This window comes from Pseudomonas syringae group sp. 247E2 (genome assembly GCF_032587795.1).
Classification (GTDB): Bacteria; Pseudomonadota; Gammaproteobacteria; order Pseudomonadales; family Pseudomonadaceae; genus Aquipseudomonas; species Aquipseudomonas amygdali.
Genome location: NZ_JAWHPK010000005.1, coordinates 117,791 through 132,000, shown reverse-complemented (window position 1 = coordinate 132,000; position 14,210 = coordinate 117,791). Strand labels below are relative to the sequence as shown.

At 56.7% G+C, this 14,210-nt stretch carries 14 protein-coding genes and 1 pseudogene; 10 read left to right on the top strand and 5 right to left on the bottom strand.

The window, feature by feature from the left end; translation table 11 throughout:
• Positions 1-118 precede the first annotated feature (118 nt).
• On the bottom strand, positions 119-1,420 hold the full coding sequence (locus tag RYC18_RS06585) for an Nramp family divalent metal transporter (protein WP_002553892.1): 1,302 nt from the start codon (positions 1,418-1,420) through the stop codon (positions 119-121).
• A gap of 162 nt (positions 1,421-1,582) precedes the next feature.
• On the opposite strand from RYC18_RS06585, the gene RYC18_RS06580 reads away from it, so the two are divergent.
• Positions 1,583-2,323, top strand: coding sequence for a carbon-nitrogen hydrolase family protein (locus tag RYC18_RS06580; protein ID WP_005779731.1), 741 nt, complete (start codon positions 1,583-1,585; stop codon positions 2,321-2,323).
• 6 nt (positions 2,324-2,329) lie between these two features.
• On the opposite strand, the gene RYC18_RS06575 is transcribed toward RYC18_RS06580, so the two are convergent.
• The 3 genes from RYC18_RS06575 to RYC18_RS06565 all read right to left on the bottom strand — a co-directional run bounded on the left by RYC18_RS06575 (position 2,330) and on the right by RYC18_RS06565 (position 4,245).
• The gene (locus tag RYC18_RS06575) at positions 2,330-3,583 is read right to left on the bottom strand and encodes an MFS transporter (protein WP_316884528.1); all 1,254 of its coding nucleotides are present in this window, start codon (positions 3,581-3,583) and stop codon (positions 2,330-2,332) included.
• A 106-nt stretch (positions 3,584-3,689) separates the two neighbouring features.
• Positions 3,690-3,872, bottom strand: a complete 183-nt coding sequence (locus RYC18_RS06570) for a DUF1289 domain-containing protein (protein WP_004665593.1) — start codon at positions 3,870-3,872, stop codon at positions 3,690-3,692.
• A 1-nt stretch (position 3,873) separates the two neighbouring features.
• Positions 3,874-4,245 carry a hypothetical protein gene (locus tag RYC18_RS06565; protein WP_316884523.1) on the bottom strand — a complete coding sequence of 124 codons (372 nt, stop codon included), beginning with the start codon at positions 4,243-4,245 and terminating at the stop codon, positions 3,874-3,876.
• Between the two features lie 342 nt (positions 4,246-4,587).
• Here RYC18_RS06565 and RYC18_RS06560 point away from each other — a divergent pair, with 342 nt between their 5' ends.
• The 8 genes and pseudogenes from RYC18_RS06560 to RYC18_RS06530 all read left to right on the top strand — a co-directional run bounded on the left by RYC18_RS06560 (position 4,588) and on the right by RYC18_RS06530 (position 11,209).
• Entirely contained in the window at positions 4,588-5,088 is a 501-nt protein-coding gene (locus RYC18_RS06560) for an Hcp family type VI secretion system effector (protein WP_016981346.1), read from the top strand.
• Between the two features lie 23 nt (positions 5,089-5,111).
• Entirely contained in the window at positions 5,112-5,630 is a 519-nt protein-coding gene (locus tag RYC18_RS06555) for a DUF2778 domain-containing protein (RefSeq protein ID WP_081023588.1), read from the top strand.
• Between the two features lie 25 nt (positions 5,631-5,655).
• Positions 5,656-5,925: a hypothetical protein gene (locus RYC18_RS06550; RefSeq protein WP_016981348.1), complete on the top strand. Its 270-nt coding sequence runs from the start codon at positions 5,656-5,658 to the stop codon at positions 5,923-5,925.
• Positions 5,926-6,047: 122 nt separating this feature from the next.
• Positions 6,048-7,139 carry an SMP-30/gluconolactonase/LRE family protein gene (locus RYC18_RS06545; protein WP_005779725.1) on the top strand — a complete coding sequence of 364 codons (1,092 nt, stop codon included), beginning with the start codon at positions 6,048-6,050 and terminating at the stop codon, positions 7,137-7,139.
• Positions 7,140-7,249: 110 nt separating this feature from the next.
• Positions 7,250-8,086 carry a DUF1206 domain-containing protein gene (locus RYC18_RS06540; RefSeq protein ID WP_316884515.1) on the top strand — a complete coding sequence of 279 codons (837 nt, stop codon included), beginning with the start codon at positions 7,250-7,252 and terminating at the stop codon, positions 8,084-8,086.
• 199 nt (positions 8,087-8,285) lie between these two features.
• A pseudogene (locus RYC18_RS26350) lies at positions 8,286-9,416 on the top strand (HAMP domain-containing protein); the annotation flags it as partial.
• Between the two features lie 141 nt (positions 9,417-9,557).
• Entirely contained in the window at positions 9,558-10,271 is a 714-nt protein-coding gene (locus RYC18_RS26345) for a methyl-accepting chemotaxis protein (protein WP_394298303.1), read from the top strand.
• Positions 10,272-10,288: 17 nt separating this feature from the next.
• Positions 10,289-11,209: a substrate-binding domain-containing protein gene (locus RYC18_RS06530; RefSeq protein WP_005732958.1), complete on the top strand. Its 921-nt coding sequence runs from the start codon at positions 10,289-10,291 to the stop codon at positions 11,207-11,209.
• A 135-nt stretch (positions 11,210-11,344) separates the two neighbouring features.
• Here the strand turns inward: RYC18_RS06530 and RYC18_RS06525 are convergent, their stop codons facing one another.
• A complete protein-coding gene (locus RYC18_RS06525; protein ID WP_005744259.1) occupies positions 11,345-12,289 on the bottom strand; it encodes a DNA/RNA non-specific endonuclease in 945 nt (314 codons plus the stop codon).
• 210 nt (positions 12,290-12,499) lie between these two features.
• On the opposite strand from RYC18_RS06525, the gene RYC18_RS06520 reads away from it, so the two are divergent.
• The gene (locus RYC18_RS06520) at positions 12,500-14,113 is read left to right on the top strand and encodes a methyl-accepting chemotaxis protein (protein ID WP_316884509.1); all 1,614 of its coding nucleotides are present in this window, start codon (positions 12,500-12,502) and stop codon (positions 14,111-14,113) included.
• Positions 14,114-14,210: the final 97 nt, after the last annotated feature.

The following is a 14,210-nucleotide window of genomic DNA, read 5'->3' as shown; positions in this document are numbered from 1 at the left end:
GCGTGAAGGTAGGGTTTGAGATATGGGGAAGATTCGGTCATTGAAACCGAGTCCATTTCCATGCACGGAAATGGACTCGAAGACGGTTTATTCAGCGCACATGTAGCGTTCTATCTGCTCAGGCGAGCAACTCTGTCCCCAGTTGAAACGCCACCCACAAGGCCAGTCCGGTCGCAAAGGTCAGCGCAATGTTCTCGAACCAGTTGTTGCGGTATTCCTTGCTCAGCAGCGACTTCTGATTGGACATGATCAGCAGCCCCAGCGAGATGACCGGTAGCCCCACGATGTTCAGTGCGTTGACGCCCAGCGTCAGGGTCACGAAGTCCGGCATGCCGGGCAGCGACCAGATCAGCGGGGTGACCAGAATGAACAGCATGAACCATTTGTGCATCGGGTCGTTGTGGAACACTTTGCCGTAGCGTTCGCGACGCTTCGGGCGAATGTGCTGGAAGGCATCGGTGATCAGCATCGGGAAGGCGGTGGTTTTGCCGGAAATACTGGCAAACAGCGTGGCGAACACACCGATGAAGAAGATGTACCAGCCCAGCGGGCCGAAGAATATCTCCAGCGCCTTGCCCAGATCAGCCAGGGTGTTCACCTGAATACCGTTGGGTCGCAAAATTTCGACGCCCACCACCCAGATGGCCAGGTTGATGATAATGCCGACGATCACGGCGAACAGCAGATCGTTGCGCTGAATACGTTTGTGCTCGGGGCCGGTCCAGCCTTTTTCACGCATCACGTAAGGGTGGACGAAGTTGGCGATGGAGCCGGCTACGGCACCGATCACCGAGACCGCCACCAGCAGCGCCCCATGCACGCCTTCATCGGGTGGAATGCTGAAACCGATAGTGCCTTTGATGATGCCGCTGACATCCGGACCGGACATGATCGCCAGGGTAAGAAACGCCAAGGTCATGATTGCCAGCAATACCTTCATGACGCCTTCGATCATCGTGTAGATATTGCGTCCCACCAGCAGCCATACGGCGATCACCACCGCAACCGAGCAGAGCAACGGCTGATTGATGTGCAGCAGCATGGCAAGCGCTTCACCGGCACCCTTGATCATGTAGGCGTTGATCAGATGGCCCATCAACAACGCGTAGCCCAGCATGAACCAGGCAAACAGCGGATGCAGTTGCGCATAGCCCTGCAGAATGGTCATGCCTTGGTTATTGCAGAGCTGGAAGCGGGCAATGATGTTGACGATCAGGAACCTGAGCAACAGCGAAATCGCCAGCACCCACATCATGGCGTAGCCATAACTGGCACCTGCCACCGACGATGTGATCAGATCACCCGCGCCCAGCCAGGACAGTACCGCGATGATGCCGGGGCCGAGCAGTTTGGCGAGTTTTTTGAGACGAGGTTCGCTGGCGGGTGTAGCTGTTTCTTTGAGAGACGGGGTATGAGGCATGCGTTGAATCTCCGTTTTTATTGTAATGAGATGTCATTCACTGCCAGCTAAGATAAGACGTCGTACAACATTGGTCGTGGTTGAAAATGTAACCAGGTGTGAACCGGGCAGCGCGTGTTAGATAATGTCCGACTTGTCACCACTGTGTTCTCAGGAGAGTCCATGAAGTTTCCGATACTCGCTGTTGCTCAGTTCTGCTCTGCAAGGGGCGATATCGAACAGAACCTGGCCGGGCACCTCGCGTTCATGCAGCGCGCCGCTGATCTTGGGGCCAGTTACCTGCTGTTTCCCGAGCTCTCATTGACAGGCTACGAACCCGATCTGGCCCGAGCGCTGGCGTTGCATGCGGACGACGCCCGTCTTGAGCCGATTAAGGCGTTGGCCATGAAGCTGCGCCTGGTGACCACCATTGGCGTACCGCTCAAAGGAGCAAATGACAGCATCCTGATTGGTGCGCTGACCTTCACCGCTGACGGCGACGTTACTACCTATGCCAAGCAATACCTGCATCCCGGTGAGGACAAGGTGTTCAGTGCTGGAGACAAAGACTGCTATCTGCCCATTGATCAGCAACAGATCGGCCTATGCGTGTGTGCCGACTTCACGCAGCCTGCGCATGTGCAGCGTATGGCAGCAGGTGGCGCCTGGGTGTATGCCGCGAGCGTGCTGATTTCGCCGGGTGGCTATGCGCAGGATGCAGAGCTGCTCGCGGGGCATGCCCGACGTCATAACCTACCGGTGCTGGTGGCCAATCACGGAGCACCGACTGGCGGCTGGGAGTCAGCAGGCCGCAGCGGCCTATGGGACGGGGCAGGGCGCTGGATAGGCGGTATGCAGGGCGCAGGAAGCGGGCTGGTCATCGTGACCTGCCAGCGCGAAGGCTGGCAGGTTCGGGTGGCGTAAACAGATTTACGTGCTCACCGCGTGGTCAGGTTTGAGGTCAGGTTCATTATTCGAACGTGAAAGTGTCTCCGGTACGGCTACCAGCAACAGGCAAAACGCCGCCGCCGCCACACCCGCGAGGGTCAGAAACGCAGCGCTGTAGCCTGCTGCATGTACCACGAATCCGGCCAGGCCGTTGCTCAGCGCCGCGCCCAGTCCGAACAGAGTGGACAGTGCCCCGAGGCTTACATTGAAACGTCCGCTGCCTTGAGTGAGGTCCTTGACCATCAATGGAAACAGCGCGCCGAACAGGCCGGCACCGATGCCGTCGAGCATCTGCACCGCCACCAGCCAGTAGGGGTCGTCTGACAGGGTGTAAAGCACACCACGAATCGGCAGAATCAGAAAGCCTGCCAGCAGCAGCGGCTTGCGACCCCAGTCATCCGCTTTCATACCCACCAGCAGCGCGGCTGGCACCATGACCAGCTGGGCTGCGACGATGCACGCCGAGGTCAGCGGCGTCGCCATCTGCATATTGATTTGCGAAAGCTTCTGACTGACCAGTGGCAACATGGCTGCGTTGGCCAGATGGAACAGTGCGCAACAGATGCCGAACAGCAGCAGCGGCTTGTTGCTCAGCAACGTAGCAAGTCCGGAAGGCTGAGCTCCATGAGCGTTGTGGTTCGCATCAAAACCCCGGGCGACGTCGTGATCGATGGCATCCGCAGAAACGAAGCTGATCGCGATAACACTCGCCAGGGCCATCGCTGCCATCAGATAGAACACCGCAATAGGCCCGAAGAGGTAGGCAAAGCCGCCCGCTAACAGGGCTGCGCAGGCATTACCGGCATGGTTGAATGTTTCATTGCGCCCGGTACGACGGGTAAAGGCTTTCGGCCCGATTATGCCCAGAGAGATGGCCGCGATGGCCGGTGCGAACACCGAGGACGCGATGCTGCTCAGCGCCTGGGTCAGGGCGACGACGGAGAAGGACGAAGTGAAAGGCAGAATCAGGCAGCTCAGGGTCACCAGCAGCGCCGCCACACCAATCATGGCGCGCTTGTAAGGCGTCCGGTCGATAAGCGCGCCAGCAGGGGTTTGGGTCAGCAGCCCGGCGATACCTGCGATGGTCATCACCATGCCTATGCTGGCCGGGTCCCATTTATGCACGGCCAGTAGATAGATCGCCAGGTAAGGCCCGAGGCCGTCACGCACATCGGCGAGGAAGAAATTCAGGCTATCCAGTGAAAGGGTGTTGCGGCGATCTGCATGACTGGCCAAGAGCGGAATTCCCGTAATTCGTCAGACTCCAGGTAGCCGAGTCACGGGTAATACTGACCGGGGCCGTTTTAAAGAAGTTTCCGCACCGAAGATGAAATTTTCGGTTTCACACGTTCTTTTTCTGCAGGCTTTTCATGCGCTGTGTGGCACGTTGCACGGCGGCCATCTTTTCCGGACGTTTCATGCGTTTCCACTTGCGGATATCGTCCTTGGTACGCCCGCAGCTCACGCACAGATCGCCGCTGAGCTGGCACACGGAAATGCACGGGTTTTCAATGTCTTTTGCCATATTAACTCCGCCTGGCGTATTTGCGCTTGATACGCTGCTGCCAGTCGCCACCGTTCTCGCGCAGGCACTGCTCTTCGCAGTCGACATGCACATGAGCCGGTACATTTGTCAGGCTAACCTGTGCATCGTCAAGTGCCTCAACCGTGAGACCGATCATCCGCTCCACCAGCCCGCGCGCCAGCGCAGCGTTCTTTTCGGCCAGCGTGTCAAACACCCACACCACCTGAAGGCTGGCCGGGAAGGCTGCGTAATCAACTTCGTGAGTCAGCCAGCAAAAGCCGGGCATTTCGGTTTTGGCTGTTTCACAGGCATGCGTCAGCGCTGTAACAAGCTGGCGCTCAGTGCGGGCCTGCTCGCGTTTGCTTGAGGGCATCTGGTGTGCTCGGGCAGTAAAAGGGATAGCTGCGTACGATACCTGAATTGTCGGCAGCTTCGCAGTACCGAGCAATCATGATTTTTTTGGATACCGTGCTGACAGGTAACTTAACCAGTTCGAATGCGGCACGCAAAAAAATCGATGTTTGTATTTAAACTTTTTTTGACGATCATTCCTTCATCATCTTCAGATAAAGATGATGGTTTTGGCGAGTATGCTCATGTAGTCTTTTACTTGATGCATGAATACTTACGATTCTGACGCGGTTAATCAGTGGCTTTCAAAATCACAAGACTCAGTTAGTAAAGGGTTTTCTTCGTTTTAATAGGGGTTTTTACTATGGCGCTTGACACTTATATGCAGATTGAGGGTATTCCGGGCGAATCTCTTGATGCGGTATTTAAAGATTGGATCGAGCTTTCTGATTTCGATGTTGGTGCCAGCCAGTCAGCGTCAGCGACTGCAACAAGTGCCGGCGGTGCAAGCAGTGGTCGAGCCAGTATGAGCGATTTTTTCTTTCGTAAGGCTGTGGACAAGTCTACACCTAAGCTTCATGAGGCCTGCTGCAGTGGAAAGCATTTTAAAGAGGTTACTATTGCTGTAAATCGTGCGGGGTCGGAAAAAATAAAATACCTAGAGATTAAACTTGAAGAGGTTATACTTTCGTCGGTATCTCTCAATGGTAATGGTTCGGTAGAGAATGGTTTTCCAACCGAAACTATACGCCTTAATTATGGGCGAATAAAAATGCTTTATACTCAGCAAAAGCGCTCCGACGGTCAAGGTGGCGGGCAAGTTGTTGGCGGATGGGATGGTATAAAAAATAAGGTTTACGCTTAATTTTGGCAAGGGACGGGCGTCGCATGTCTGGAAATACCAATAATCCTAATATTGCATACTGCAGTTTTTCTTTAAATGGTGAGCCTGTAAGCAATTTGCGTTGCGGGCAAGCTACCTATGAAGCTTTCTCGGGTATGGGCGTCCCTTTTGTCAACAGTCCGAAGTATCAGTCTGTGGAGGGAAAGGGTGCAATTCCAGTTGGTCGATATTTTATTGTTGATCGGCAAAGTGGGGGTAGTCTTGGTTGGATTAAAGAGCCTATACAGGACTTTTTAGCTGGTACAGATAGGGGGGAGTGGTTTGGTCTTTACAGAGATGATGGAGAGGTTGATGATCAGACAACCATTGATAACATAAGACGAGGCGCGTTTAGGCTTCATCCCGTTGGGCCGCGTGGTATAAGCCAAGGCTGTATCACTCTTAACTCTCAGATTGGATTTGATGAGCTTAAAAATTTTCTTCGCAGTCAGCATGGCGAAATTCTTCCGGGGACGAATCTGAAGTACTATGGCGTAATAGATGTGTCTGCTTTTAGCGAATAGTGAAGATATCTCAATGAAAAAAATAATGAAGCTCATCACAAAGAGCACGCTAATTTTAGTGTTGGCTGCGCTGCTCACTAAATGGCTTGTCGCGCTAGGCCTGATGGGCTGGCTGCTTCAAACTGAAACAGGCCTCGATATGTATGTTTCGGCTGCAAGTGCTTTGGGTATAATCGGCGGAGAAAATGGAGAGTTCATGCTTCTTGTCATAATGGTATTGGTGATGTTGGTGCCGTCAACATTTATTGTACGGGGTGCGGCTAAAACTCTTTGTCGATTCAGATCAGTAAGGTGATAAACGCAGGGCATGGGAATTGGAGGTTTACCAGAGCCCTGTCGTGACTGAAGATATCTTGTAGGATGCCTTGCGGCTGCAAGGCGGACGCCGTTCCAAAAATAACAACAAGGAGACGCACCATGGATTTCTCACCCCTAACCACCACCGCAGACCAAAGCCGTAGAGGCTTCCTGAAACAATCACTGGCTGTTTCGGCCACGGTCGCCGCCATTGGCGCATTGCCGCGTCTTTCCAGCGCTCAGCCGTTGACCCAGCGCTACCCCGACCCATTGGTCAGTGTTCTGGATGACAGCTTTACCCAAATACGAATATTCAATGCCAGCGTCGAGAAGCTGGCCAGCGGCATGCGCTGGGCCGAAGGGCCGGTGTGGATTGGAGACGGTCGCTACTTGCTGGTCAGCGATATCGCCAACAATCGGATCATGCGCTGGGACGAGGTAACGGGTCAGCTGTCGGTGTACCGCGAGCATTCGAACTTTTCCAATGGCATGTGCCGCGATCGCCAGGGCAGGCTGCTGGTCTGTGAGGGGTCGAGCACCACCACCGAAGGACGGCGGGTGACGCGTACCGAATACAACGGGCGTATTACCGTGCTGGCCGACAGTTTCGAGGGCAAGCCTTTCAATTCGCCCAACGACATCGCTTGCAAACGCGATGGGTCTATCTGGTTCACCGATCCTACCTTCCAGGCCGAAAGCAACTATGAAGGTCAAAAGGTCAAGCAGGAGCAACCCTTCGGCGTCTATCGCATAGACCCGTCGAACGGCAAGGTCTCCAGGGTTATCGATGATCTGGCAGGTCCAAATGGTTTGTGCTTCTCGCCGGACGAGAAAACCTTGTATGTGGTCGAAGGGCGCGCCAAACCCCACGGCCTCATCTGGGCGATAGCGGTCAACGAAGATGGCACGCTGGGCGAGCGGCGTAAACACATCGAAGGTCTGGACTACGCGGCCATCGACGGCATCAAATGCGACGAAAGCGGCAACTTGTGGTGCGGCTGGGGAGGTAACGGTGATCCGAAGGCGGATATGGAGAAACTCGACGGCGTGCGAGTGTTCAACCCCCAAGGCAAGGCCATCGGCCACATCAGCCTGCCCGAACGCTGCGCCAATGTCTGCTTTGGCGGGCGAGAGGGCAATCGGCTGTTCATGGCCAGCAGCCATTCACTTTACTCGGTGTTCGTGAATACGCGAGGCGCCACGTTTGCCTGAAGGGTCATGAGCCCATTGACGGCGTGCAATGTGCGCACGCCGTCAATCGGGTCGAACCCCTGTGAACATGCCGGGTCTGTTCCTGTAATTACTCTCAGGGATAGTTATTTATGTCGGCGCAACGCGGCCTTGTTCTACTTGCACGAGGCGGTTATGCCGCCCGTGGTGTTGTTTATCTGATTATTGGTTTGTTCGCGGTACTGGCGGCGCAGGGATCTTCACAGCCTGCCGACAGCCACAGCAGTCTTGAAGCCCTGTTGAGCCAGCCGTTCGGCAGCGTGCTGGTCGGGGTGGTAATTGTCGGTCTACTGGCGTTCGCCGCATGGCGTGTGCTGCAGGCCACGCGTGATGTGGACCATCATGGCCGCGAACTCAAGGGGCTGGTGAATCGTGGCGGTCTTCTGGTGGGCGGCTTTACTTATGGGGCATTGGCGTTTTTCGCGCTGGGCCTGCTGGTCAGCGGGCTCAAGAGCTCCGGTGGCTCATCGGGTGGTGGTCAGGCCAAGGACCTGCTGGCAACGCTTCTGTCCTGGGATCACTCCAACCTGCTGGTCTACGTCGTGGCACTGGTGCCACTGGCGCTGGGCATTGTGCATATCATCAAGGGCTACAAGGCGTCTTTCGAGAAGTATTTCGAGGCTGATGAAGACGTCATGAAATATGTGCGTCCAGTGTCGCGCTTCGGGCTGATCGCCCGCGGCGTGGCGTTTATCGAAATTGCAGTGTTGCTGGCCGTAAGCGGTTCCAGCTATCAGGCCATGCACCCGCCGGGCATGAAGGATGCGCTCAACGGTTTGCAGGATCTGCCTGCCGGTGGTCTGGTGCTACTGATCGTGGCGCTGGGTCTGATCGCGTTTTCGGTGTACAGCTTCGCCCAGGCCGCATGGCGCAGGATCAACATGGATGTGCCTGATGCACCGGAGGCGGTAGCGCGTCATTTCCGCTGATCTCCATTCGGGTAGTCAGAGGGCTGCGTGATATTTCAGGTCAGGCGGCCCTTTTTTCGATAAAGATAATGTGAACCATGCCTCAAGTCGCCTTTCGCCCGGCCGACATTCTCTCTTGAGCTCCGATCATTTTCCGGACTGACGTTCTCTACGCAGGCCCGGATCAGATTCGGCGCAATAAAAATAAAAGAGGATAGCCATGACCATTCTTCAGCGAGTGATCGGTGGGTTTGCCGTGCTGGTTGTGCTGCTGCTTGCCATGGCAGGTATCAGCTACCAAAGCACCCATTCCATAAGCGACCGGATCAGCATCATTACCGGGCAGTCGGCACCCTTGAGCAGGGCGGCGAGCGAGCTTTATGTACATGTGTTGCGCGCCAATCAGGCACTGCTCGGGATTCTGGTCAGCAATGACCCCAAGCAGATTGACGATGGCAAGCAGCCCTTCAACGACAGCATGGCCCGGTTCAATCAGTTGCTGGACAGTACGCCTGCCTACATCGGCGACCGCGCTGAACTGCGCGACAACCTGAATCAGCAGCGTCAGTTGAGCGCTGCTTATGCCGAACAGGCGCAGACTCTGATTGCCAGTCACCGACAGCACGTTTTGCAGTCACTCCAGAGCCGGGTATTGCAGGGCTACAGCAGCAGCCAGGGCGCCCAACTGACCGGATATCTTCGTGATTACATTGCCCGCGAGCGCAGTGCAGGGGCTGCGGATAACGTGGCCGCAGGTGAAAAGCTGTTGCTGGAAGTCGGCAAATCCTACGAGGGGCTGGCTGCCCACGCGGCGACGCCGGATATCCAGACCTTGCAGCGTGTGCTCAACCTGCAGGATGAGGTAATCAGTACTCGGGCGCGCGAACTCACGGCAGTAGATCCACGCGGCGGTCGTATCGCTGGTGTGATGGTCAACCGCCTGCTCAACGACCTCACCGGCAGTGACGGCGTTTATCAGGCCTACAGGCAGGAGGCGGCGCTCGCCGAGCAGGTTGGTAAACAGCGCCAGGCGGCGGAAACCCGGCTTCAGGCAACACTGGACAAGATCGGCGAGTTCGGTAATCAGTCACTGGCGGTGGCCAACGAGGCCAAGGCGGGTGCGGATTCGACCATCGCCACCAGCCTCAGCCTGCTGCTGATCGCTTGCCTGCTGGCGGTAGTTGCGGCGGCAGTCATCGGTACCTGGGTCGCGTTCAGCCTTCGGCGTCCATTGGCGGCGTTTCGCGAGGTGCTCAAGACCCTCACCAGCGGCGACATGCGGGTACGTTTCGATGTCAGCCGTCGCGACGAGTTCGGCGAGCTGGGCGGTTACCTCAATGAATTCACCCAGTCGTTGCAACAGACGTTTCGTCAGTTGATCGGCTCTGCCGACACCCTGGCGTTGACTGCCAGTCAGAACGCGCAGATCAGTGAGCAGACCACCCGTGTGGTCGACGAGCAGAAAGACCGTCTCAATTCTGCCGCGTCGGCCATGAATGAAATGGAAAGCACCGTGGAAGAAGTGGCCCGTCGTGCTCAGGACACGCGTGGAGCGGTGGACAGCACCAGCGAACTGACCGACAAGGTGCAGAAGCGCGTGGCTGAAACCATCGTCAACATTCGTCAGCAGGCTGAACAGGTCAACAAGGCGTCTGCGGTCACCGACGAGTTGCAGAAGTACGGGCAAAACATTGACGGTATTGTCGATGCCATTCGTACCATTGCCGAGCAGACCAACCTGCTGGCGCTCAACGCGGCCATCGAAGCGGCACGCGCTGGCGAGCAGGGCAGGGGCTTTGCGGTGGTGGCCGATGAAGTACGCTCGCTGGCCAGTCGCACCCAGACCTCGACCAGCGAGATTCAGGAAATGATCGGCCAGATGCAGAGCAAGATCCACTCGGCTGTGCAGGTGATGAACGAAAGCCAGATCCAGTCCAATCACTGCGTGACGCTGGCTTCCGGTGCCGACCAGTTGCTGGTGGAAATGGGCGAGGCGGTGGACACGATTCGCGACATGAATATCCAGATCGCAGCTGCCACCGAGCAGCAAAGCGCAACGGTGCAGGAAACCAGTCGCATGGTCACGCACATCAACGATTCTGCCCAGCAGGCCGCCGACGGTGCCGAACAGTCTGCGAGCAGCAGTCAGGACCTGTCGAAAATGGCCAGGGATCAGCGCGAGCTGCTCCATCATTTCAGCGTTTGATGCCCGGGAGTCAGAACATGAAACAGTGGTTATCGATTTCCCTGAGTGCAAGCCTTCTGGTCGCGGGCCTGGCACAGGCGGCCACGCCATTGATCGGCGTGGGTATGGCCAAGTACAACGACAATTTCCAGACCATTCTGCGCCACGGGGTGGAAAAGCAGGTGGCGCTGCTGGATGCCGACATCTTCATGGAGAACGGTCAGGACGACGTCGAACTGCAGATGCGTCAATTCCGCAATCTGGTTAATTCGAAAGTCGACGCTATCGTTGTCGCGATGGTGAACGGCAAAAGCGCAGCGGAAATGATGCGCCTGGCCAATGAGGCCAAGGTTCCGCTGGTATTCGTCAACCGCAATCCGGAACCTGCCAAGTGGCCTGCGCTGACGGCATTTGTCGGCTCTGACGAACTGGAGTCCGGCACTTTGCAAATGGAAGAGCTGGCCCGTCGTGCCGGTTACAAGGGTAACGTGGTGATTCTGGTGGGTGATCCGAGTAACAAGTCGTCGGTCATGCGCACCGAGGACGTGGAAAAGGTGGTCGCAAAGTACCCGAACATGAAGGTCGTGCAGAAGAAAATCGGCAACTGGGAGCGCAGCCAGGCCGCGACAATCGTGATTGACTGGGTCAAGCAGGGTGTGGACTTCTCTATCGTCGCGGCTAACAACGACGAAATGGCGATCGGTGCGATCATGGGGCTGGAGAAGGCCGGAAAGAATGCCAGGGATTATCTGGTGGGCGGCATCGACGGCACCCCGGACGGCTTGAAGCTGATGGCCGAGGGCAAGATGGCCGTCAGCGTGTTTCAGGATGCGGTCGGCCAGGCCAACGGCGCAGTAGATGCCGCGCTGAGCATGGCGCGTGGCGAAACACTGGCATCTCCGGTCATTTGGGTACCCTTCAAACTCATCACCCCGGAGAATCGCCAGCAGTTCGAATAGGGCCGCGGTGTGGACTGACTGTCTTTCCAGTGAACCGCACGCGGAGCGCTCAGCGTTGTTTCAATTAGCCCGGAAGCTCGACGCTTTCCGGGCACAAGCCCACTCTACGGTATCTCAGGGCTTGTCTATAACGCGCTATAACCGGATATCCTGCGGCCCGCGAATCTGTGCTTCGATGCGTGTGCCGGTCAGGCGCTCTTCGTTGGAGAAACCATCGTAGCTGGCCAGGTCGCCGAAGCTGATGCCAGTGAGTTTTTCGATCTGCAGGACGCTGCGCTGCCAGGTTCTGAGTGGACCGAATACGATCTCCAGCTTACCCAGCTCGCTGCTCTGGTCGATCATGTAGGCACTGGCCGAAGGTTTGCCGTCGTCGCCAAGAAACGCCACGACCTTCCAGAATGCCGAAGGGATCTTGACGTTGCGGTAGCTGCGGTCGTCTTCGCGCAGCACCGGCCCGCTGAAAACGGTTACCCGGGATTTCCAGCGTCGCGTGTTCTCAAGGATGTAGTCCTCAAGTTCCAGCCATGTCTTCTGATTGAAGGCGGCCATCTGCGGTGAGCAGTTGGTGAAGTGAAAGGTATCGCTGTTGGCCGTTTCGGCTTCCTTGCCCCAATTAGGGTCCTGACGCCTGACCAGATGACCGCGATCCAGCAGATTGTCGGCGTACAGGCTTTCGCCGATCTGCGCCTCGGCAGGCAGCCTGCCATCAAAAGACCACGAATCCTTGCCACGCTTGACCTCGACGCTGCTGGCACCGTCGATATTGACACCGACATACAGAGCAAGACGCCGACTGCGGGACATGGTGATTGAAAAGTGGGTGTAATCGAGGCGATTTCCAGCGTTGTCCAGCGGATAGACATCCGGTGCCAGCTCCGCGTCGGTCGAGGGCCATGGCACGACGAAGTCACCGAGAAAATTCTCGACATACCCCTTACGTTTCTGCAATTCGCTCGCCGGTGTGGTGCGTGGCGATGCAAGAGGTTGCGGTGCAAGCAATTCGGCCGAAGGGAGCAGTGGCTTGAGGTCGGCGAGGCGTGGTCGGTAGGTGAGATCGATAGCGGGTTTTTTGTCAGACACTTGGTTGGCTCCTGCGGTGGGCGTGAGTTCATTACAGTTCACCATAGCCGCGTTACAGGTCGACGTCAGGCCGGGTAATCGATCGTTCGCGGGCACTCATACAGTAAAAAACTGTAAACGGGTTCAAGTTACGGGTAACAGGCGTCGATAAGCTCTGAATAAGAGCACTCCGCAGTTCATGTTATTTCACTGATCGCAGGGGACATCAGGATGTCGATAAAGCTACGTCTATTGTTGTTGATTGGCACCAGCGTGCTGACGGTTCTGATCATCAGCCTGGTCAACTATGTGGGCAATACCCGCACGGAGACGGCGATGATCGACAGCGAGGTCAGCATGACCGCGCTCAGCAATCATCTGGAAGCCGACATGATGCACGATGCGCTGCGTGCCGATGTGCTGTCGGCGATGCTGGTCGGCCTGGGCAAAAGCAACAGCACGCGTGAAGAGGTGCAGAAATCCCTTGATGAGCATGCTGCACATTTTCGAGCTGTGCTGAACGATAACCTCAAACTTCCCATCACCGAAGCGATCAAGGCGGAGCTGAACAGGATCAAGCCCAGCCTCGATACCTATATTGCCAGTGGCGAGCGTATTGTCGGTCTGGCTCTGGTTAATCCGGAACGAGCGCAACAGGAACTGGGCACGTTCACCAGCGCCTTCACGCAACTGGAAGAGCAGATGTCCAGTCTCAGCGACCTGATCGAGGAGAATTTCAAGGCAAGCGGCGAAGGTGCCCGTCAGGCAATCCGCAGCGCCAACATCGCTCTGGTTGTGGTGCTGGTGGCCAGTATCCTGCTGCTTCTGGTTCAGGGCCGCTGGGTAACCCGCAGTATCATGATTCCTCTTGCCTCTGCCAGCCGCATTGCCGACAGCATTGCTCACGGCAATCTCAGTGAACCAATCGCCGAGCCCCGTGGCCGTGATGAGGCCAGCATGCTGATTCGCAGTCTGGCGGTCATGCAGCGCGACCTGCGCGGGATGATCGAAGTGGTGCGCAGCAACGCGCATGGCGTCAGCGGTATGAGCCGCCAGCTCAGCAGTGGCTGCCATGAAGTGGCCGACAGCAGTCGGCAGCAGAGCTCGGCAGCGGGCACCATGTCGGCAGCGACCAGCGAGATGACGGCGAGCATCGAAGAAATCACCCGACATGCCGGGCACGCGCTGGAAATGGCAAATCAGGCTGAAACACTGGCGAAAAATGGTGGCCGGGTGATTCATCAGGTGGTCAGTGACATGGACAGCATTGCCCGCTCGGCGCAGCTGTCGGCGCAGGTGATCCGTACCCTGGACAAGGACTCGGAGGGAATTTTCAATATTATTCAGGTGATCAAGGGCATTGCCAATCAGACCAACCTGCTGGCGCTTAACGCAGCCATTGAAGCTGCACGCGCTGGCGAGCAGGGTCGAGGTTTTGCCGTAGTTGCCGACGAAGTTCGCAATCTGGCGGGGCGCACCAGCACCTCGACCCAGGAAATCACCGCGATGGTCGCTCGTATTCAGCAAAGTACCCGCGAGGCGGTGACCAGCATGGAAGCAGGCGTTGCCCAGGTCGACAAGGGCATGGCCGTCACCGCCGAAGTGCAACGCTCGATCAGCGAGATACTGGAGGCCACGTTGAGCACCACACAACTGGTCAACGACATCACTCGCACCATTGGTGAACAGAGCCTGGCCAGTAACGAAATCGCTCACCAGGTGGAGATGATTGCCAGTATGTCCGAGGGCAATAGCCGGGTCATCGGGCAGACCGCCAGCACTACCGATGAACTTTCGGCAATGGCCGGACAGCTTTCGCAATCGGTGGATCGTTTCCGTCTTTGATATCAAATAGCCCCGACCTGCAGTACTCTCCGGCGCATTCGACCCCCGGTCGAGTCGCGCAGGGGGCGTCACAGGCCTGTATTGGCCGGTTCAGCCA

What these genes read in the sequence shown, in the direction of transcription:
- RYC18_RS06540 (WP_316884515.1), top strand. Translation starts at nt 7,250, where the DNA reads ATGTCGGCGCAACGCGGCCTTGTTCTACTTGCACGAGGCGGTTATGCC.
- RYC18_RS06570 (WP_004665593.1), bottom strand. Translation starts at nt 3,872, where the DNA reads ATGGCAAAAGACATTGAAAACCCGTGCATTTCCGTGTGCCAGCTCAGC.
- RYC18_RS06550 (WP_016981348.1), top strand. Translation starts at nt 5,656, where the DNA reads ATGAAGCTCATCACAAAGAGCACGCTAATTTTAGTGTTGGCTGCGCTG.
- RYC18_RS06580 (WP_005779731.1), top strand. Translation starts at nt 1,583, where the DNA reads ATGAAGTTTCCGATACTCGCTGTTGCTCAGTTCTGCTCTGCAAGGGGC.
- RYC18_RS06585 (WP_002553892.1), bottom strand. Translation starts at nt 1,420, where the DNA reads ATGCCTCATACCCCGTCTCTCAAAGAAACAGCTACACCCGCCAGCGAA.
- RYC18_RS06560 (WP_016981346.1), top strand. Translation starts at nt 4,588, where the DNA reads ATGGCGCTTGACACTTATATGCAGATTGAGGGTATTCCGGGCGAATCT.
- RYC18_RS06545 (WP_005779725.1), top strand. Translation starts at nt 6,048, where the DNA reads ATGGATTTCTCACCCCTAACCACCACCGCAGACCAAAGCCGTAGAGGC.
- RYC18_RS06520 (WP_316884509.1), top strand. Translation starts at nt 12,500, where the DNA reads ATGTCGATAAAGCTACGTCTATTGTTGTTGATTGGCACCAGCGTGCTG.
- RYC18_RS06530 (WP_005732958.1), top strand. Translation starts at nt 10,289, where the DNA reads ATGAAACAGTGGTTATCGATTTCCCTGAGTGCAAGCCTTCTGGTCGCG.
- RYC18_RS06555 (WP_081023588.1), top strand. Translation starts at nt 5,112, where the DNA reads ATGTCTGGAAATACCAATAATCCTAATATTGCATACTGCAGTTTTTCT.
- RYC18_RS26345 (WP_394298303.1), top strand. Translation starts at nt 9,558, where the DNA reads ATGAATGAAATGGAAAGCACCGTGGAAGAAGTGGCCCGTCGTGCTCAG.
- RYC18_RS06565 (WP_316884523.1), bottom strand. Translation starts at nt 4,245, where the DNA reads ATGCCCTCAAGCAAACGCGAGCAGGCCCGCACTGAGCGCCAGCTTGTT.